Annotated in this window: 15 protein-coding genes; all 15 read right to left on the bottom strand. The window is 60.4% G+C overall.

Annotated elements, in window-relative coordinates:
• Positions 1 to 2: 2 nt before the first annotated feature.
• Positions 3 to 320: a stage V sporulation protein S gene (locus GPK42_RS05525; protein ID WP_006235982.1), complete on the bottom strand. Its 318-nt coding sequence runs from the start codon at positions 318 to 320 to the stop codon at positions 3 to 5.
• 74 nt (positions 321 to 394) lie between these two features.
• Positions 395 to 1,480, bottom strand: coding sequence for an ATP-binding protein (locus GPK42_RS05520; RefSeq protein WP_215694072.1), 1,086 nt, complete (start codon positions 1,478 to 1,480; stop codon positions 395 to 397).
• Between the two features lies 1 nt (position 1,481).
• Positions 1,482 to 3,032, bottom strand: a complete 1,551-nt coding sequence (gene rny, locus GPK42_RS05515) for a ribonuclease Y (RefSeq protein WP_118205712.1) — start codon at positions 3,030 to 3,032, stop codon at positions 1,482 to 1,484.
• Positions 3,033 to 3,289: 257 nt separating this feature from the next.
• Positions 3,290 to 3,982, bottom strand: a complete 693-nt coding sequence (locus tag GPK42_RS05510) for a regulatory protein RecX (protein ID WP_215694071.1) — start codon at positions 3,980 to 3,982, stop codon at positions 3,290 to 3,292.
• Positions 3,983 to 3,993: 11 nt separating this feature from the next.
• Positions 3,994 to 5,142, bottom strand: a complete 1,149-nt coding sequence (recA, locus tag GPK42_RS05505; protein WP_271741624.1) for a recombinase RecA — start codon at positions 5,140 to 5,142, stop codon at positions 3,994 to 3,996.
• Between the two features lie 257 nt (positions 5,143 to 5,399).
• On the bottom strand, positions 5,400 to 5,930 hold the full coding sequence (locus tag GPK42_RS05500; RefSeq protein ID WP_215694069.1) for a CinA family protein: 531 nt from the start codon (positions 5,928 to 5,930) through the stop codon (positions 5,400 to 5,402).
• 12 nt (positions 5,931 to 5,942) lie between these two features.
• Positions 5,943 to 6,491, bottom strand: a complete 549-nt coding sequence (gene pgsA / locus GPK42_RS05495; protein WP_252200142.1) for a CDP-diacylglycerol--glycerol-3-phosphate 3-phosphatidyltransferase — start codon at positions 6,489 to 6,491, stop codon at positions 5,943 to 5,945.
• 99 nt (positions 6,492 to 6,590) lie between these two features.
• A complete protein-coding gene (gene rimO / locus GPK42_RS05490; protein WP_215694065.1) occupies positions 6,591 to 7,940 on the bottom strand; it encodes a 30S ribosomal protein S12 methylthiotransferase RimO in 1,350 nt (449 codons plus the stop codon).
• Positions 7,941 to 7,967: 27 nt separating this feature from the next.
• Entirely contained in the window at positions 7,968 to 8,465 is a 498-nt protein-coding gene (locus GPK42_RS05485) for a YajQ family cyclic di-GMP-binding protein (RefSeq protein ID WP_022094699.1), read from the bottom strand.
• 26 nt (positions 8,466 to 8,491) lie between these two features.
• Positions 8,492 to 10,003: a helix-turn-helix domain-containing protein gene (locus tag GPK42_RS05480; protein ID WP_215694063.1), complete on the bottom strand. Its 1,512-nt coding sequence runs from the start codon at positions 10,001 to 10,003 to the stop codon at positions 8,492 to 8,494.
• Entirely contained in the window at positions 10,003 to 12,783 is a 2,781-nt protein-coding gene (locus GPK42_RS05475; protein WP_252200130.1) for an FtsK/SpoIIIE family DNA translocase, read from the bottom strand. The genes GPK42_RS05480 and GPK42_RS05475 overlap by 1 nt, the downstream gene beginning before the upstream one ends.
• Position 12,784: 1 nt before the next feature.
• The gene (locus GPK42_RS05470) at positions 12,785 to 14,455 is read right to left on the bottom strand and encodes a ribonuclease J (protein ID WP_215694061.1); all 1,671 of its coding nucleotides are present in this window, start codon (positions 14,453 to 14,455) and stop codon (positions 12,785 to 12,787) included.
• A gap of 651 nt (positions 14,456 to 15,106) precedes the next feature.
• Positions 15,107 to 17,353 carry a polyribonucleotide nucleotidyltransferase gene (locus tag GPK42_RS05465; RefSeq protein WP_215694059.1) on the bottom strand — a complete coding sequence of 749 codons (2,247 nt, stop codon included), beginning with the start codon at positions 17,351 to 17,353 and terminating at the stop codon, positions 15,107 to 15,109.
• A 150-nt stretch (positions 17,354 to 17,503) separates the two neighbouring features.
• Entirely contained in the window at positions 17,504 to 17,782 is a 279-nt protein-coding gene (gene rpsO, locus GPK42_RS05460) for a 30S ribosomal protein S15 (RefSeq protein ID WP_006235963.1), read from the bottom strand.
• Between the two features lie 138 nt (positions 17,783 to 17,920).
• Positions 17,921 to 18,670, bottom strand: a complete 750-nt coding sequence (gene recO / locus GPK42_RS05455) for a DNA repair protein RecO (protein WP_215694056.1) — start codon at positions 18,668 to 18,670, stop codon at positions 17,921 to 17,923.
• Between the last annotated feature and the right edge of the window lie 4 nt (positions 18,671 to 18,674).

Raw genomic sequence — 18,674 nt, 5'->3', positions numbered from 1 at the left:
AGCTATGCCACAGGCTTAACATCATCCATGACGACGTTATCCATAGCAGCTCGATTGATCTGGTGAACGTAGATAGAAAGGCGGATGGCCGTGCGCGACTCCCCGTTAATGAGGATGTCGGAGAACACGGGCGCGCAGGAAATATCAAAACCGGTTGGAATCAAAAAACCGCGCGCGATAGCAACGGCCTTAATGGCCTGGTTGACGGCACCGGCGCCGACACACTGGATGTTGACGGGCACACCATCCTTGACCATGCCGGCGATGGCGCCGGCAACGGACGCGGGCGATGATTTGCTTGATACCTTCAGGCAATCCATGAAGAAACTCCTGCATTTAAAAGTACGTTTTAACTGCAATAACTGTATCGTACCGAGTGGACTCGGTAAAGGCACTATTCCTCTTTGGCAAGATCAAAGGTCACGGTGATTCGATCACGCGAAACACGGATCTTTGGGTCGCCGCAAAGGTTGAGATAGTACCGGGCGGCAAGGTCATTAAAGTCGCGTTCCACAGCGCGCGAAAACTGTGCCATGTCATCCTTGGCAATACGTAGCCCGCGACGATCCTTCGCGAGATCGACAGGAGCCGGCGCATGCGAGGACGAATCACGCTCGCGCAGCAGACGCGCGGTCACACCGCGAACGGGCTTAATCTGCCCTGCCAAAATGCGATGGGCCGTGCGCTCGGACATCTCAAGACCCAAACCCGAACAAATACGGATAAAGTCCTCGGCATCAGAAGCAAGGCCTAAACGATCGACAACCGAAAGCTCACTCTCGTCATCAATGAACAGGAGACGAGACGTATCGAGCCGACTTGACGCTTGAGCATAAAGGGTCGCGGCAATCTCAGACGGAGAACCAAGATAGACATCGCAACCACGCAACTCCTCGAGCGCAAACTCACAAGCAGCGCGAATAATATTATGTGGGCCGCGAGCGCAGACATAACGTCCGTCCTCATCCTTGACGGCCTGGGGCCAGCTGGACTGATCGGCACGCTCACTGAGGCGGTCGGCCGCAACGCTCACCTTGAAGGCTGAACCAAGATCGACGCCGGACGTGACCACACGGGCCTCGTCGGTGTTCTGCTTGATCGAAAACAATGCCATGCCACGACCGTGAACGCCCCAACGGTCCATCTTCATGCTCTCGAGCTTGGAGGTAACGCGGGCATCAAAGATTCGCTCTTGCATATCCTGCGGAACGCCAGAACCGTTATCCAGAAAGACAAGCGTGCGGACGCCGTCTTCCTTGGTCGTGGCGAGATAGACCTTGTCGGCGCCGGCATCGCGAGCATTACGGAGCATTTCGATGACGATATCCTCGACATGCTGAATGTCGTGCTTAGCCTGGCGCCGCTCGGCCTCCGAAACGCGGAGGCGGACATACCCCTCGCCAAGGTTCTCCTCGACGCGAAGGTTGCCCTCCCCCGACATCGACGCGATAAATGAGATGAGCTCGTTCGCGTCGCTCATGTTATTTAGCGATATCGACAGCGCGGCTCTCGCGAATCACGACAACGCGCACCTGACCGGGATACTCCATCTCTTCCTCGATCTGATGGGCGATATCGTGAGCCAGAACCGTGGACTGGGCATCGGAAATCTTGTCCGGCTGGACCATGACGTGGACCTCGCGACCGGCCTGCATGGCATAGGTACGTTCGACGCCGTCATGAGAGTTGGCGATCTCCTCGAGCTTCTCAAGACGCTTGATGTAGTTCTCGGCAGACTCGCGACGGGCACCGGGGCGAGAGGCAGAGACAGCATCGGCGGCCTGTACCAGGACATCGAGCACCGTGTTGGGGTCGACATCGGCATGGTGGGCCTCGATAGCGTGGACGATAACGGGCTTCTCGCCATAACGGCGGGCAAGCTCGGCGCCAATGACGGCATGCGGGCCCTCGACGTCGTGGTCGATGGCCTTGCCCAAGTCGTGCAGCAGGCCGGCGCGCTTGGCGGTCACAACGTCCAGGCCAAGCTCGGAAGCCATCACGCCGCACAGATCCGAGACCTCAAGGGAGTGCTGAAGCACGTTCTGACCAAACGAGGTACGGTAGCGCAGGGCACCAAGGGTCTTGACGATCTCGGGGTGCAGGTCGTGGATGCCGGTATCGAAGGCAGCCTGCTCGCCAGCCTCGCGCACGCGCTGCTGAACCAGGTCGGCAGCCTTGTGATACATCTCCTCGATGCGGGCGGGGTGAATGCGGCCGTCGGCGATGAGGTTCTCGAGGGCGACACGGGCGGTCTCACGACGGACCGGGTCAAAGCTCGAAAGAACGACGGTCTCGGGCGTGTCATCGATCACGAGGTTGACGCCGGAAACCTGCTCGAAGGTGCGGATGTTGCGACCCTCGCGACCAATGATACGGCCCTTCAGGTCATCAGAGGGAATGTGCACGGAGGTAACGGTGACCTCGGCAGTGTGGTCGGCAGCGCAGCGCTGAATCGCCAGGGACAGAATCTCCTGGGCGGTCTTGTGGCACTCGGCGCGAACCTGCTGCTCGGACTCGCGAATGATCGTGGCGGCCTCGTGGGTGACCTCGCCGCGAACCTTATCGAGGAGCTCCTTGTGGGCATCCTCGCGGGTAAGGTCGGCGATTCGCTCGAGCTCGGAGGTCTGCTTTGCGCAAAGCTCCTCGAGCTCACGGGAGCGCTTCTCGACCTGACCGGCCTGGCTGGACAGCTGATGCTCACGCTTGTCGAGAGCGTCGTTGCGGCGATCGAGGGATTCCTCGCGCTGCATCACGCGGTTCTCGAGCGTACGAATCTCGCTCTTACGCTGCTTGTCCTCGGCCTCGGCGGCCTGTTTGTTCTTGATGATCTCCTCTTTAGCCTCGAGCAGAGCCTCTTTTTTGAGGGTCTCGGCCTGACGCTTAGCATCGCCGATCAGGGACTCAGCCTGTGCGTGTGCCGACTGGATCTTTTCGTCGGCCTCGTGAAGACTACCCTGCTTGGCGGTGCGCATGTAGGCAATGGCGGCGACGGCACCCAAAACAATGCCAACGAGCGCTGCGATGATAGGCATGCTCACTCCTTTTTATGGATTCGTTACACAACAAAGCGAACCGCCCTTACGAACGGCTCGCGACATTTGAGTAATATGGGCGCAGCTTATGCGGGTCGGATACAGATAAACATATAAACAAACTCATCAAAGATGAGCACATATCACAAAGCAAATGACAGTGTTTATCGTACGTTGAACCACAACAACTGTCAAATAAATGGCCCCAGCACGGCGGCTAAAACGCGGTGAACGGCAGGGCCACAAAACGCACACGCCTAAACCGCACATTCCTCGCGTTCGGCATCGAGACGTGCCTTAACGGCATCGGCGGCGATGTGATACGAGAAGCCCTTGCCCATCAAAAACCGAACCAGTTTTTCGAATCCGCGTGTCTCTGGAACACGCCGCCTGGCGAGCAGGGCTGACGCACGCGCCAAATCGTCTTCGACGACAAAATAATCCTCGGGATAACCGGGAATGTCATCGAGCACGACATGACGGCGCTTGAGCTCGGTCTCGATTTTACGCTGTCCCCAACCGCGCCGCTTGCGCTCCTCGATAAAGAACGAGCAAAAGCGGTTCTCGTCTAAAAAGCGATACTCGGTGGCGCGCTCGACGGCGAAATCGATCGCAGGCTGGTGAAAGCCGTAGCGGGCCAGCTTGTCACGGACCTCACCCGTCGCATGGTCGCGGCGCGATAACATCTCGGTCACCATGGTAAGTGCACATTTACGCTCGATGAGCTGCACCGCCTCACGAAAGTTGTCCCAATCACAGGGAAGATCGGGGCGGTTTTTGACATACAGGCGCGCGACCCGCACGGGAATCCAAATGGACCGCTCAAAACCGCCCTCAAGCTCACAATCGATATGTGCGCAAGGCTTTTTAGACGCATACCCGCTCGAGAACGAGGAAGCCGCCTTCTTATCGGGAAAGACGACCGTGGCCTCGGTCACCGTATACGACATGAGCGTAACCGCTACTCGTCGTCATCATCGAGCATGGCGGAACCATCGATGGCGTAAAGCTCGTCAAACTCATCAGGCGCAGGCTGATCGGTCAGCTCGACCTCGGACGGAGCATCGTCATCAAACTCAAGCCCGCAGGCAAGGCGGACCTTATGCTCAATCTCGTCGGCGCAATCGGGATGTTCGCGCAGGAACGCCTTGGCGGCCTCGCGACCGTTGCCGAGCTTGTCCTCGCCATAGGCAAACCAAGAGCCCATCTTCTTGCAGATGCCACACTCAACAGCCATGTCCAGAATCGAGCCCTCCTTAGAGATGCCCGTACCGTACATGATGTCGAACTCAGCAGAACGGAACGGAGCTGCCACCTTGTTCTTAACGACCTTGGCGCGCACGCGGTTACCGATAACCTCGTCCTTAAGCTTAATGCTGTCGATGCGGCGAATGTCGATACGAACCGAAGAGAAGAACTTAAGGGCGCGACCGCCCGTCGTGGTCTCGGGATTGCCGAACATGACGCCGATCTTCTCACGCAGCTGGTTAATGAAGATGCACGTCGTGTTGGACTTGGACAGCGAGCCGGCGAGCTTGCGGAGCGCCTGGCTCATCAGGCGAGCCTGAAGACCGACCGTAGTGTCGCCGATTTCTCCCTCGATCTCGGCACGCGGGGTCAGCGCGGCGACGGAGTCGACAACGATGGCATCGATGGCGCCGGAACGCACAAGCATGTCAACGATCTCGAGCGCCTGCTCACCCGTATCGGGCTGGGAAATGAGCACCTCGTCGATATCCACGCCGATGCGCGCTGCATACGTGGGATCGAGCGCGTGCTCGGCATCGATAAATGCCACAACGCCACCCATTGCCTGGGCCTCGGCCAGGATCTCGAGCGAAAGCGTCGTCTTACCGGAGGACTCGGGACCGTAGATCTCGACGATACGGCCGCGCGGCACGCCGCCGATACCCAGCGCGGCATCGAGGGCCAGAGCGCCCGTGGGAATGGCCTCGACCTCGAGCTCGGGACCACCGTCACCGTACCTCATGATGGAACCCTGGCCGAATTTCTTCTCGATCTCGGCCTTGGTGGTGGCGATCATCTCATCGCGCTCTTTACCCGTCGTGCGAGCATGAACGGTACGTACGGGACCTGAATTCTTGGCCATGAATAGCCCTCCTCTTAACAACCTGCATCGATAATAAACGAACGGCTGTTCGTGGTCAACCGTTCAGGCCAATCATATGCAGGCAGTCTTTCCAAAACCCAACCAAACGCCGACCAAACACTGACCAAATGCTTGACCACAAAGGGACAAATAAGAGCAAGGAAGGCAAGAATACGTCTACAACCAGCGCAAACGCCAAATGAGCCTAAGGTCCCTATCTCCACAATTAAGGGGCCCTGAGGCCCCTTAAAACACGTCTATTCCATAGAGTTGAGCACAAGGGCAATGCGTCCCAATGCCTCCGTGACCGCATGGGCACGAACACACGAACGGTCGCCCTCATAGTAGCAGCGCACAGAGTCCACGACTGGCACGCCCCCATCGGCGGAACGATACGCCCAGCCAATATAGAAAGTGCCAGCCGGATCGTCCTCAGTGCCGCCGCCGGGGCCGGCATAACCCGTTGCGCTCACTGCAATATCGCTCTGGTACAGCTCCAGCGAACCCACCGCCATCTCGCGCGCGGTCTGATGCGACACCGCGGTATAGCGGTCGAGCGTCTCCTGCTCAACACCAAGAACGAGATGCTTAATCTCATCGCAATAGGTCACCGCACCGCCAAGCAGCGCCGCCGAGGCGCCCGGGATATCGGCAATCGTCGAGGCGATCATACCCGCCGTCAGCGACTCAGCCGTCGAAACCGTCACGCCCCGAGCGCTCGCGCGCTCGACGATATGGCGCGCCAGCTCCTCGTTATGTGCGGAAATCTGCTCAAAAGAGTCCGTCATACCCACCAGGACCTAGACCGAAAAGACGATCTTGCGGCAGTTCCAGAAGTACTGGGCGCCCGAGATAACGGTCAGGACAACGGCAACGGCGTACAGGAAGCGCGACACCGAGTAGACGCCGAGCGTCAGCGCCACCGGGCCAAGGTGCAAGCCGGCCATCGCAAAGACGCACAGATAACCGCAGATGGAGACCATCGTGGTCGCCGTCTTGTACTTGCCGAGCTTATCGGCCGCAACGACCACACCGGCAGCACTCGCGACCATGCGAAGAGCGCTCACCAGCAGCTCGCGGAACAGGATAATGAACACGGACCACACGGTCACCGCGCCAAAATCCAAGAACAGCAGCAGGGCCGAGAACACCAGCAGCTTGTCCGCGATGGGGTCTAAGAACTTGCCGAAATCGGTGATCTCGTTGCGCGAGCGCGCCAGATAGCCGTCGACCTTATCGGTGCACGACAGAATCACGTACAGAATAAAAGCGGCGGCGGCGAGCGGGCCGTCGAAGGTGCTCCAATCCGTACCGGCAACACTCGTGTGAGACAGCGCCGACACAATCATGAACACCGGGATAAAGACGATGCGCACGCACGTCACGATATTGGCGGGCGTCCAAACACTCGTCAGTTCCTTATTGCTCTCGTTTACCACGACGCTCTCCTACTCCACAACATGGCCGATAAGCTCATAGCAGAAGCTATCGGTAAACTCGACAGTCAGAATATCGCCCACAGATGCCTCGCTGGCATCCAAGTGCACCGCGCCATCGGAATCGGGCGCCTGGAACCAGGCATGGCCGATCAGCTCGGCGCCGTCCTCGGTTTCTTCGATACCGTCGACGATCACCTGGGCGCGCTCGCCCACATGTGCGGCGGTGGCGGCAAAACCGAGCGACTCGGCCAGGTCCATGGCCTCCTGGGCGCGCTCGAGCTTGACCTCTTCGTCGACCTGACCCTCCATCTTAGCGGCCAGGCTGCCCTCCTCCTGCGAGTAGGCAAAGACGCTCGTGTAGTCAAAGCCGACGGTGTCCATAAAGTCGATAAGATCACGAAACTCGTCGTCGGTCTCGGTCGGGAAGCCGACCATGGCCGTGGAGCGAATCACGATACCGGGGATGCGCTCGCGAAGGTCGCGGAACAGGTCCTCGAGCTCCTGGCGCGAACCGGAGCGACGCATGGCCTTGAGGATGCGCGCGTCGCAGTGCTGCACGGGGATATCGATATAGGGCAGCACCTCGGGCGTATCGCGTATCGTCTCGATGAGTTCGTCAGTCATGCCCTCGGGCTGCAGGTAGAGCACGCGGACCCAGACGTTGTGCGGGCGCACGGCCTCAGCGACGGCACGCAGCAGCTGTGCCAGATTGCGCGGCGAGCCCTCGGCGACGTCCTCGTCGGCAAAGTCGGTGCCCCAAATACCCGTGTCCTGGCCGATCAGCACGATCTCGCGCACACCGCCGGCAACCAGGTCGCGCACCTCGGAGATAATGCTCTCAGCATTGCGCGAATGATAGCGACCGCGAATGTAGGGGATCATGCAGAAGCTGCAAAAACGATTGCAGCCATCGGAGATCTTGACGTAGGCGACAGCGCCCTCGACAGTGCGCTTGACCTGCGGAATATAGGCTGCGATCTCACGCTCGACACCCAGTACGCCATCGATGACCGCCACGATGCCGTCCTCCTCGTCGGCCTTCACAAAGGCAGCGACCTCGGGCAGCTCGTCAGGCAGGTCGTCGCCATAGCGCGACGGCACACAGCCGCACATGACGATGGGGCAAGAACGAACGCCGTCCTGAACCTCGTTGGCGAGCTCGAGCGTGGTCTCGATGCTCTCGGACGTTGCGGAAGCGAGGAACGAGCATGTATTGACGATGGCGATATCGGCATCCTGCGGATCGAATGCCTCCTCGTAGCCTGCGGCGGTCAAAAGAGAACGCATGCGGTCGGTGTCAACCTCGTTCTTAGCGCACCCGAGGGTGATGTAAAGCACGGAGCCCAACGGTGTATCCATGTTGGAGAGCAGTCCTTTCGATTGATATTAGCGGTAGTTGGTGAACTGCAGCGGCTGGCCGTAGTCCTGGTCGCGCAGGAACTGGATCACGGTCTGCAACGCGTCCTTCGAAGCAGAGGAAACACGCAGCTTGTCGGCCTCGATGGTCACCTTGACCTTGAGCTTTTGGTCCTTGATGTCCTTGTTGATCTTCTTGGCGGTCGCCTGGTCGATACCTTCGACGATATGGCCGAGCACGCGCACGGTGCCGCCCGATGCCGCCTGCGGAGCATCCCACGAGACGGCCTTGAGGTCGATGCCGCGCTTGATGAGCTTGGAGCTCAGCACGTCGATAATCTGCTTGGAGACAAAGTCGGCCGGGGCGTTGATCGTAAAGAGCTTGTCGCCCTTCGAAAGCTCGATCGTGGCGCCGGAATCCTTAAGGTCATAGCGCTGGGAAATCTCGCGCGTGGTCTGCTGGAAGGCGTTGTCGACCTCTTGCATGTTGACCTCGGACACGACGTCGAAGCTGGAATCTTTAGCCATGATGTTTCCTTTCGCGTACGAGCGGCTTAGTAGCTATCGTACGAATAGTCGGTAGAATCGGTGGGCGTCTGACCGTCAGTTGCGGTATCGGCGCCATTCGTGGACTGGGCATCGGTGCCGTCGGTGGTATCGGTACCATCGGTGGTGTCGGTACCATCAGAACTTTCACCATTCTCGGAATCAGACGCCTCCTTCTTGGGAACGGTGATCGTCACACGCGCCACGCCCGAGGTCTTGGTGTCGTAGCGGACCTTTTCGCCGTTCTTGGTAACGGTGACATCGGAAGGCTTGGACGTGGTGATCTCGATTGAGGACTCGGGCGTGTACTCCTGCTCAAAGGGGCCAGTCGCCTGAGCGCCATAGACCGACTTGCCGTCGACCTTGACCTCAATCCACGCGGTCTTTCCCTTGGCAACGGAGACCTTGACCTTCGTGACCTCGTTCTCTTCCTTCTTGGCCGTCGTCTTGGTAGCGTCCGAATCAGTCGACTCATCCGTCGCCTCATCGGTATCTTCGTCCTCGTCGACCGTTTCGGTCTTCTTAGAAGACTTCTTGGTCGTCGTCTTGGTAGCAGCGGGCGTCTCGGGCGTGGTCTCGGGCGCCGAAGATGCGCAGCCGCGCAGAAGCACCACAATGAGCACAATCAACAGCAGCGCCACGGCACCGATGCCGGCGTAGATGATACGCGGATCGAGCCCGTTGTTTTGAGGAGTACGGGATCCGCCGCGCCCACGACTGGAACTGCTGCGGCCGCCTCCCTGAGGTATACGACCACGATTGCTGTCGGAACGGCCGCGATAGCCGCCCTGGCCCTGAAGGCTGCGCTGACCCGAGCGGGGCGCAAGTTCACCGCGGCCTTGATAGCCACGTTGGCCCGAACGCGGAGCCGAAGAGCGCTGGCCATACGGCTGTGATTGAGAGCGAAGACGCGGCGTCACCTGCGTGGTATCGGCATCCGCATAGCCACCGCGAGAGCGTCCGGTGGAGACACCACGGTGACCGCGATCGGAATAGCCGCCGTCGCCGTAGCCGGCACGAGGGTCACGCGCCACGCCGCGGGCAGCGGGAAGTGCACGGTCCTCGGGCATCGGCGTACTGCGGAACCGGTCACGCTGCGAGCGAATCTCCTCGCCCGAACCCGTCTCGGTAATATAACCGGCCTGCTGAGGACGCTGTCCATAGCGGGTCGAACGACCGCCCTGAACCATCAGGAAGCGCCCGTTATCGACCGAGGAACGCGAATTGACGTAGCCGGCGGCGTCCTGAAAACGACCGCCCTGCTGCGACGTCTCACGTTCGTATGCCATCAGGTCGTCAAAGTAGGCATTGACGACCTCACGCGGATTGAGGCCCAAAAAGCGAGCATAGCTCGAAATCATGCCCTGCGCATAGCCGCGCGGCGGCATCGAAGCAAAGTTACCGGTCTCGAAAAACTCGATGATCTGCGGCCTGATTTTGATGGTGTTGGCGACCTGCTGAATGGAAAGGCCCATTCGGCGACGCTGCTCGAGCAGCATGTCACCAAAGCGTGCAGCCATCAGAATCCTCCAAACTCACGATCTTCACGTGCCATCTCGGCGTCGACAGATTCCAGCGCGGCAAGCCCCTCCTCGTCCAACAGGACCTCGCGCGGCTTGGAACCGTCGGGCGGGCCGACGACACCCTTTTCTTCCAGCATGTCCATAATACGCCCGGCACGCGCATAGCCAACCTTCAGACGACGTTGCAGGCCAGATGTGGAGCCAAGCTGCGATTCCACCACAATATGGGCGGCTTCCCAAATGAGCGGATCATCGTCTTGCGGCTCGGCTACTCCGGTGCGGACAATGCCGCCGCCACCCGCCATGGTCATGGAAGCGGGCGCCACGGCAGACAGGATCTCCTCGTGGTAGTCGGGCTCGCTCTGCGACTTGACGAACTCGACAATCTCGTTGATTTCGTCGTCCGAGACAAAGCAGCCCTGGATACGGCGAGGCTTGCCCCAGTCGACCTTGGAGAACAGCATGTCGCCCAAACCGGTGAGCTTTTCGGCACCCATCTGGTCGATGATGACGCGCGAGTCGATGCCCGTGGCGACGTTAAAGGCGATGCGGTTGGTGATGTTGGCCTTGATGAGGCCCGTCACCACGTTTGAGCTGGGACGCTGCGTGGCCACGATAAGATGAATACCGGCAGCACGGCCCAGCTGTGCAATACGCACGATCGAGGCCTCGACATCCTTACCGGCGACCATCATCAGGTCCGAGAGCTCGTCGATGATAATGACCAGATAGGGCATCTTTTGCGGCGGGTTATCGTAATGCTCAAACTCGCCGGCGGCCTGCTTTTCGTTGTAGGTCGAGATCTTACGCACGTTAAGGCGCTCGAAGACCTTCAGGCGACGCTCCATCTCGGACACGGCCCATTGCAGAGCGCTCGCGGCCTGCTTGGGCTCGGTAACGACAGGCACATAGAGATGCGGCAGGCCGTTATAGCCCGCGAGCTCGACGCGCTTGGGGTCGACCATGATCAGGCGAACGTCCTCGGGAAGCGCGCGCATGAGCAGGGTCGTGATGATGGAGTTGATCATCACCGACTTACCAGAACCCGTGGTACCGGCAATCAGCAGGTGGGGCATCTTGGCGAGGTCGGCGACGACCGGAGTTCCCTCTGCATCGCGGCCGATGGCAAGCTCAAGCGGGCCGCCCTTAACATAGGGCAGCACGTCGCCCAGGTTGACGTTCTGGCGCTTGCGATTGGGGATCTCGATACCCACAAGCGACGTACCGGGGATCGGGGCAAAGATGCGCACCGACTGAGCAGCGAGCGAAAGCGCGATATCGTCCTCGAGGCTCGAAATCTTGCTCACGCGCTCGCCCTCGCCAGGTTGCAGCTTAAAGGTCGTCACCGTGGGGCCGGCGATCCAGCCGACCACGCGGGCACTGCGGCCAAACTCAAGCAAGGTGGACTGCAGTGACTCAGCGGTCTGCTCCAGCTCCTTGTCCGGAGACGCGGAGGACGCCGACTGAGGATTGGCATGCAGGATCTCGAGCGGCGGAAGCTTGAGGCCGTCCTCTTCTTCGCCCTCGTTATCTGCGGCGCCGCCGTCCGCTCCCCCATCGCTAGCCGCAGCCGATTCGACAGCACTCGAGGCATGCGCATCGGCAACCTTGGGATGCTTCAAGAAGTCGGGAATCTGAGGTGCTGCCGAGACGGGATTCACGGCAAACGGCGGCTCGGACTCGTCGATCTTGGCCGGATCGTCTTCCATCGAAAGCTGGCCGGTCACCTGGCCGCGCTTGGCATGGCGACGCGGCAGCAAGGTCGTCTTGGCGGTCTCGATCAGAGCCTCGTCTTCCTCGTCATCGCCCTCGGTAAGCTCAATCTCGCTCTCGGACCAAGACGGGTCGGGCTCACTCGTATTGAGCTTGGGAGCCGTCTTGCCCTTCTTGGCATGACGGCGCGGCAGCAGCGTCGTCTTGGCGCGCTCGGCCTCCACGGCATCGGACACGTCGACAAACGGATCCTCGTCCTCGTCGTCATCGTCCAAAACCGGGTCTGCATCGTTGCCCATGACCGTGGTCACGGCCATATCGGAGCCCTTTTGACGAAGAATGCTCAGGTGCGGACGGGCAACGCCGGGCACCGACAGGGCTTCGTCGTCACCCCACGGACTCGCGTTGACGTCGGCACGACGACGCTCGGCAAAATCGGCCGCACGGTCGCGGGCAGAACGCAAAACGCCGCCCACCGAAAAGCCGATGATGACAAAGCCAACGACGGCCAGACCCAACAGGACCACCATCGCGATAGGCTTACCCAGGGCATTCTGCAGCGCGCTCGCAATAAACGCACCGATGTAACCACCCGAGGCGGACAGGTTTTGCGGCGTGAACATAAGGTCGCACGAATCGTTCGTACCCGGCACCATCAGCGAAAGAATGGAGACGACGGCGATAAAGACCACGGCGCCGCCCGCAACAGAGCGCACGTTGAGCGGCGAATCCTCGCCTAAGAAGAGCGTGGCGGCAAACAGCAAAATGACGATCGGCAGCACGTAGGCGCCCAGACCAAAGCCCAGGTGGTAGAAACCGGCAACCGCAGCCGTAACGGGTGCAGTCGCCGGCGAAATTACGGCAATGAAGGACGCAATCGCCAAAACGGCAATGACCACGCCGGCGATATCGCGGTTGGCCGAAGGCTCGACCAGAGGCTCGAAATCGTCGAACTCGGCCTCGTGACCTTTATTGGCACGAAGATGGGAACCGGCACCCTTAGCAGATGCCGGTTGGTTGTTGGCTTTATTGCCTTTGGCGTTTTGTGCAGATCCGCGCGCCAAACTAAACCTCCATGACGACCGGGATGATCATCGGACGAGTGCGCGTGCGGCTCCAGATAAAGTTAGAGAGCGAGTCGCGCACGGCCTTGCGAATGGCATCGGAACCGCTGCTCGTAAAGCTGAACTTGCCCTTCTCGATCGTCTTCATGATGGACGCCGAGGCGTCCTCGGAGAACTGGTCGTCGATGGCAAAGGAGACGCCGCGGCCCGAGAACTCGATGGCCTCGATCTTCTTGTGCTTGAGCGAAACGATGGCAACGGCCGTGACCATACCGTCGTTGGCAAGCTTCTGACGATCGCGCAGAACGATAGGGTCGGTATCGCCGATGCGCAGTCCGTCGACGTAGACGACGCCAGACTCGACGGGCGTACCGCGCTTGACGATACCGCCACGCATCTCGAGCGTATCTCCGTTGTCGAGGATAAAGATATGATCTTCCTTGAGGCCCATCTTGCGTGCAAGTTGAGCATGGGCTCGCAGATGCACGGCCTCGCCGTGGACCGGCATAAAGTACGTAGGCTTGGCCATGGCCATCAGGAGCTTGAGCTCCTCCTGGCTACCGTGACCCGAGACGTGAACGAGGGCGCGGTTCTTATCCCACACGTCGCAGCCAAGCTTGGCGAGGCTGTTGACGACCTGCTGGACGGCTTTCTCGTTACCGGGAACCGGTGTTGCCGAGAGGATGACGGTATCGCCCTCGTGGATGGAGAGCGTCTTGTGCTCGCCGTTGGCCATGCGCGAAAGGGCCGACAGGGGCTCGCCCTGCGAACCGGTGCACATGACGACGATCTTGTCGTCGGGCAGGTTATCGATATCGAAGGCATCGATGATATCGGCATCATCGATGTTGAGATAACCGAGCTCGCGCGCCACGCGGGTGTTGGTGAGCATGGAACGGCCGGTCACGACAACCTTGCGGCCGCACTTGCGGGCGGCGTCGCAGATCTGCTGCAGACGATGGATGTGGCTCGAGAACGACGCGACGAACACGCGGCCCGGAGCATTCTTGATGGCATGCAGCAGGTTGGGGCCAACCTCGGCCTCGGACTTGGTAAAGCCGGGGACCGTGGCGTTGGTGGAGTCGGACAGCAGCAAGTCAATACCCTGCTTGGCAAAGCGGCTGATAGCGGCATAGTCGGGCGTAACGCCGTCGATGGGCGTCTGGTCGAGCTTAAAGTCGCCGGTATGCATAACGGTGCCCTGATTGGTGCGGATAAACACGCCCAGAGCGCCCGGGATGGAGTGCGTCATCGAGAAGAAATCGAGCGAGATGCCACCCAAATTGACGTGGCTGCCGCCCTTGACCTCACGGAACTTGGGAGCACGAATGCGGAACTCGGAGAGCTTGCCCTCGATAAAGCCAAGCGTCAACTTGCTCGAGAAGATGGGCACCTTGTTGTTGAGATCCTGGAGCAGATACGGAAGCGAACCGGTGTGGTCCTCGTGGCCGTGAGTGACGACGATGCCGCGGAGCTTTTCCTCGTTCTCCAGAACATAGGTGTAATCCGGAAGCACCAGGTCGATACCGGGCTGCGAGTCGTCGGGGAACATGAGGCCAGCGTCGACGAGCACCATGTCGTCGCCGCACTCGAAGACCGTCATGTTCTTGCCGATACCGTCAAGGCCGCCGAGCGGGATGATCTTCAAGGGAGATGATTTTTTAGCTGCCATAGGTGAGTGTTGTTTCCTTTCTACGAAACGGGTCTGGAACAACCGACGGGGCGCTTCTGGCAAACCGACCGCCGGGCACATACAACAAAGCATCGCAGAGTCGATGCAGTAACCACAGTATGATACCCATTTGCACAACAACAGACCACCCATGCATCAAAGCCCCATCTGAACCTGTGTATCCCGCCGGTCAGGGCTCAGCGGCCCCGGCACGGGCTAAGTTTCCTGCTCTACAGTCCTGCGCAAGACGGAAAGCACATTAAGTGCTTTCCTTTGCGTGCGGAACTCGCGACAAACTTAACCCGCCCCGGCCCCCGATGGCTCCAGACCTGCCAAAAAGGGACAGGTTTATTTTGGTCGGTTTTATCTGGGGATATGCCAAGAGCACGGCTATCGACAATTCAGAAAAAAGAAAACTGAATAGGCTATCTGGCTAAATCGCAACCCGCACCAACCAGCCCTTTTGCTATTCCCGGCGGGGGCCGCGGGTAAAGTTTATCGCGAGTTCCGCACGAGCCGGAGAGCACTTAATGTGCTCTCCGTGCGAGCAGGACTGTAGAGCAGGAAACTTTACCCGCGGACCCCGCCGGGAATAGCAAAAGGGCGACCCCTGTACGGAGTCGCCCTTGTTGAGCTGCTTATGTGTAGCTGTTACTCGGCGTCGTGGTGACGGCGGGGCTTGCGGCCTCCGTTGTCGCCGGGACGGCGCGGACGGTCGCTGCGCTCGGAGCGCTCGCGACGCGGACGCTCACGGCGCTGGAAGTGCTCGCCGTCGCCCTCGGAGGCACCCTCGGCGCGAGCCGGGGCCTCAGGCTTGTCGAGACGATCGAGCGAGATCTTGCCTCGATCGTCGACCTCAATGACGACGACCTTGACCTCGTCGCCCACGTTGAGGACGTCCTCGACCTTCTCCACGCGGCCCTTGGCGACGCGGGAGATGTGCAGCAGGCCGTCCTTACCGGGCAGCAGGTTCACGAAGGCACCGAAGGGCTGGATGGAGACCACGCGACCGGTGTACTCCTCGCCCGGCTCGGGAACCTTGATGATGAGCTTGATGCGCTCGACGGCCTGATCGACGGACTCGCCGGTGCCGCCGACAAAGACGGTGCCGTCCTCCTGGATGTCGACCGAAGCACCGGTCTCGTCCTGGATGCCGCGGATGACCTTGCCGCCGGAACCGATGACGTCGCGGATCTTATCGGTCGGAACCTGGATGGAGACGATGCGCGGAGCGGTGCTGCGCGTGGTGTGGCGCGGCTCGGGGATCACATCGAGCATCTTCTGCAGGATGAAGGCACGACCCTCCTTGGCCTGCTGCAGGGCGCGGGCCAGGATGTCGAAGGTGAGGCCGGTGGCCTTGTTGTCCATCTGCAGGGCGGTGATGCCCTCGGTGGTGCCGGTGACCTTAAAGTCCATGTCGCCCAGGAAGTCCTCGAGACCCTGAATGTCGGACAGGACCACGGTCTTGCCCTCCTCCTGGATCAGGCCCATGGCGATACCGGAGACCGGGCGCTTAATGGGCACGCCGCCGTCCATAAGGGCGAGCGTGGAGCCGCAGGTCGAAGCCATCGAAGAGGAGCCGTTGGACTCCATGACCTCGGAGACCACGCGGATGGCGTAGGGGAACTCGTTCTCGTCGGGGAGCACCGGAAGCAGAGCGCGCTCGGCTAGGTTGCCGTGACCAATCTCGCGGCGCTTGGGGCTGCCCATACGGCCGGTCTCGCCGGTGCAGAACGGCGGGAAGTTGTAGTGGTGCATATAGCGCTTGCCCTCGGTGGGCTCGATGGTATCCAGACGCTGGCCCTCGTTGAGCATACCGAGCGACAGGACGGAGAGCACCTGGGTCTGACCACGCTGGAACAGGCCGGAACCGTGAACGAGCGGCAGGTAGTTGTCCTTCACCATGATGGGACGAATCTCGTCGGCGGCGCGACCGTCGACGCGCTCGCCGGTCTCGACGACCATGGTGCGCATGGCCTTCTTCTCGAGCTTCTTGAGTGCCACGGGGATCTCGCGCTCCCAGGCGGCCTGCTCCTCGTCGGTGAACTCGGCGCGGATGGACTCCTTCAGAGCCTCGACCTTACCGATGCGGGAAAGCTTGTCGGCGTCGCGCAGGGCAGCGGCCATCTCGTCGTAGTGGGCGAAGATGCGCTCCTGGACCTCCTCGACGGGCTGGTCGAGCGGGTACTCCTTCTTAACGATAGCACCGTTGACCTGCTCCCACTCGGCGACGAACTCGTCTTGGGCCTGGCAGAAGGCAGCGAGGGCCTCCTGACCAAACTTCATAGCGGCGAGCATGTCGTCCTCGGAGATCTCCTCGGCACCGGCCTCGACCATCGAGATGAAGTCGGCAGAGCCGCCCAGCTCCAGGTCCAGGTCGGAGTTCTCGCGCTCCTCATAGGTGGGGTTGACGATAAACTCGCCGTTCTCAACGTTGCGGCCGATACGCACGCAGGCAAGCGGGCCCTCGAAGGGCACGCCGCCGAGCGTCATAGCCAAAGAGGCGCCCATGACGTTGATGACGTCGAAGGGGTTAACCTGGTCGGCGACGAGCGAGGTGGCGACGATGTGCACCTCGTTGCGGAAGCCGTCCGGGAAGCTCGGGCGGATCGGGCGGTCGATCATACGAGCCGTGAGCGTGGCCTTCTCGCTGGGACGGCCCTCGCGCTTGAGGTAGCCACCCGGGATGCGGCCGGCGGCGTACATCTTCTCGTTGAAGTCGACGGTCAGCGGGAAGAAGTCGTAGTTCTTGCGCTCCTTGGATACGACCACGGTGTCGAGCATCGTGGTGTCACCCTGCTTGACCAGACAAGCGCCGGTGGCCTGCTTGGCAAGCTCGCCGGACTCGAAGGTGTAGGTCTTGCCGTACAGCTCAAAGGTCTTGGATACGAGTGTCATTGTTCTCCTTTACCCCACAGGCCCCTTGCCTGCGGGCTTCTCATGTGACGCGGGCCCCCTGCCCCCGCCACGCTTCAGAGCGTGATTGTTCACGCTCTTACACAAAAAGAGCGCCCCGCTGCGCAGGACGCTCTTAGCATGTACAAATCCTTACTGGATGTTGTCGCGGATGCCCAGAGCCTTGATGAGCTCACGGTACTCGACGATATCGTTCTTCTTGATGTAGGAGAGAAGACGACGGCGGCGGCCAACGAGCATAAGCAGGCCACGACGGGTGTGGAAGTCCTTCTGGTGGGACTTCATGTGCTCGGTCAGCTCCTTGATGCGCTCGGACAGGATGGCGACCTGAACCTTGGGGTTACCGGTGTCGACCGGGGAGTTACCGAACTGGGCGGTCAGCTCCGCCTTGCGCTCTTTGGAAACAGTCATTGTTTCACCTTTCGTTTCGCGTCGCCCGCGGGCGACTCTATTCGCCTCGGACTGGGAAGCCGCCGGTGGAGCGAGCATCCAAGGTCGAGGTACCAACAGGTTGGTATGTTACCACAAGCGGCGCGCGCCTGCGCATCATCACCGACCCAACATGAATTCCATCGCACGGAGCCGCTGATCGGTGTGCGTGGCGGCCCAAACATGCGAAAGCCCGAGCAAAAACGCAGCCGTATGCGGATCGATCCGTTCGTCCACAAGGCCATCGAACGTCATAGACATGAGGGCACGCAGCCATGCGACCTCGCCGGTCGACACCAGCTCGGCGCCCGGAACGCTCGACGCGCACGAGCCGCACATGAGGCCGCCCGCCTGGGGCGAAAAATATGACAGCATGGGGTCTCCGCACAGCACGCAAGCAGAGAAATCGGGTCGATAGCCAACGTGCGACAGCAGTTTAAAGACAAAAGCCGCCACGAGCAGGTCCATATGTGCCGAGTCAAGCCCGCTGCCAACAAGCGTGAGCGCCCGCTGTGTGATGGCAAAGGTAAATGGATCCTCGGCATCCTCGAACGAGCACACACGCGCAACCTCGGCAATCGCGCTGGCAGCACAGGTCGTCTCGTAGTCAGGAGCGGCACCGAGCGGCGCCTCCATAAGGTCCGCCTGAGAAACCACGTCGAGCGACCGTCCATGCGCGAGCAGCATATCAACGGTACAGAAGAGCTCGCAGCGGGCTGCAAGGCGACCGCCAGGCTTACGTGCGCCCTTGGCCACAGCACGCACCTGCCGCCCCCGTTCGTCGAGCATCGTCAAGATCAGGTCGGTTTCCTTGAGTTTAATCTTGTCGAGGACGAGCACCTTTGTGCGATATGTGCGAGAGCCTGCCATGAAC

This window comes from Collinsella aerofaciens (assembly GCF_018785265.1).
In the GTDB taxonomy this organism is placed as follows: domain Bacteria; phylum Actinomycetota; class Coriobacteriia; order Coriobacteriales; family Coriobacteriaceae; genus Collinsella; species Collinsella aerofaciens_AI.
The sequence above is the reverse complement of the archived record's forward strand: the minus strand, read 5'-3'. Positions and strand labels throughout refer to the sequence as shown.

Coding starts and splice junctions, on each gene's coding strand:
- recA (WP_271741624.1), bottom strand. CDS start 5,142: ATGGCCAAGAATTCAGGTCCCGTACGTACCGTTCATGCTCGCACGACG.
- rny (WP_118205712.1), bottom strand. CDS start 3,032: ATGCCTATCATCGCAGCGCTCGTTGGCATTGTTTTGGGTGCCGTCGCC.
- recO (WP_215694056.1), bottom strand. CDS start 18,670: ATGGCAGGCTCTCGCACATATCGCACAAAGGTGCTCGTCCTCGACAAG.
- GPK42_RS05480 (WP_215694063.1), bottom strand. CDS start 10,003: ATGGCTGCACGCTTTGGTGACATGCTGCTCGAGCAGCGTCGCCGAATG.
- GPK42_RS05525 (WP_006235982.1), bottom strand. CDS start 320: ATGGATTGCCTGAAGGTATCAAGCAAATCATCGCCCGCGTCCGTTGCC.
- GPK42_RS05465 (WP_215694059.1), bottom strand. CDS start 17,353: ATGACACTCGTATCCAAGACCTTTGAGCTGTACGGCAAGACCTACACC.
- GPK42_RS05520 (WP_215694072.1), bottom strand. CDS start 1,480: ATGAGCGACGCGAACGAGCTCATCTCATTTATCGCGTCGATGTCGGGG.
- GPK42_RS05470 (WP_215694061.1), bottom strand. CDS start 14,455: ATGGCAGCTAAAAAATCATCTCCCTTGAAGATCATCCCGCTCGGCGGC.
- pgsA (WP_252200142.1), bottom strand. CDS start 6,491: ATGATTGTGTCGGCGCTGTCTCACACGAGTGTTGCCGGTACGGATTGG.
- GPK42_RS05510 (WP_215694071.1), bottom strand. CDS start 3,982: ATGTCGTATACGGTGACCGAGGCCACGGTCGTCTTTCCCGATAAGAAG.
- GPK42_RS05500 (WP_215694069.1), bottom strand. CDS start 5,930: ATGACGGACTCTTTTGAGCAGATTTCCGCACATAACGAGGAGCTGGCG.
- rimO (WP_215694065.1), bottom strand. CDS start 7,940: ATGGATACACCGTTGGGCTCCGTGCTTTACATCACCCTCGGGTGCGCT.
- GPK42_RS05485 (WP_022094699.1), bottom strand. CDS start 8,465: ATGGCTAAAGATTCCAGCTTCGACGTCGTGTCCGAGGTCAACATGCAA.
- rpsO (WP_006235963.1), bottom strand. CDS start 17,782: ATGACTGTTTCCAAAGAGCGCAAGGCGGAGCTGACCGCCCAGTTCGGT.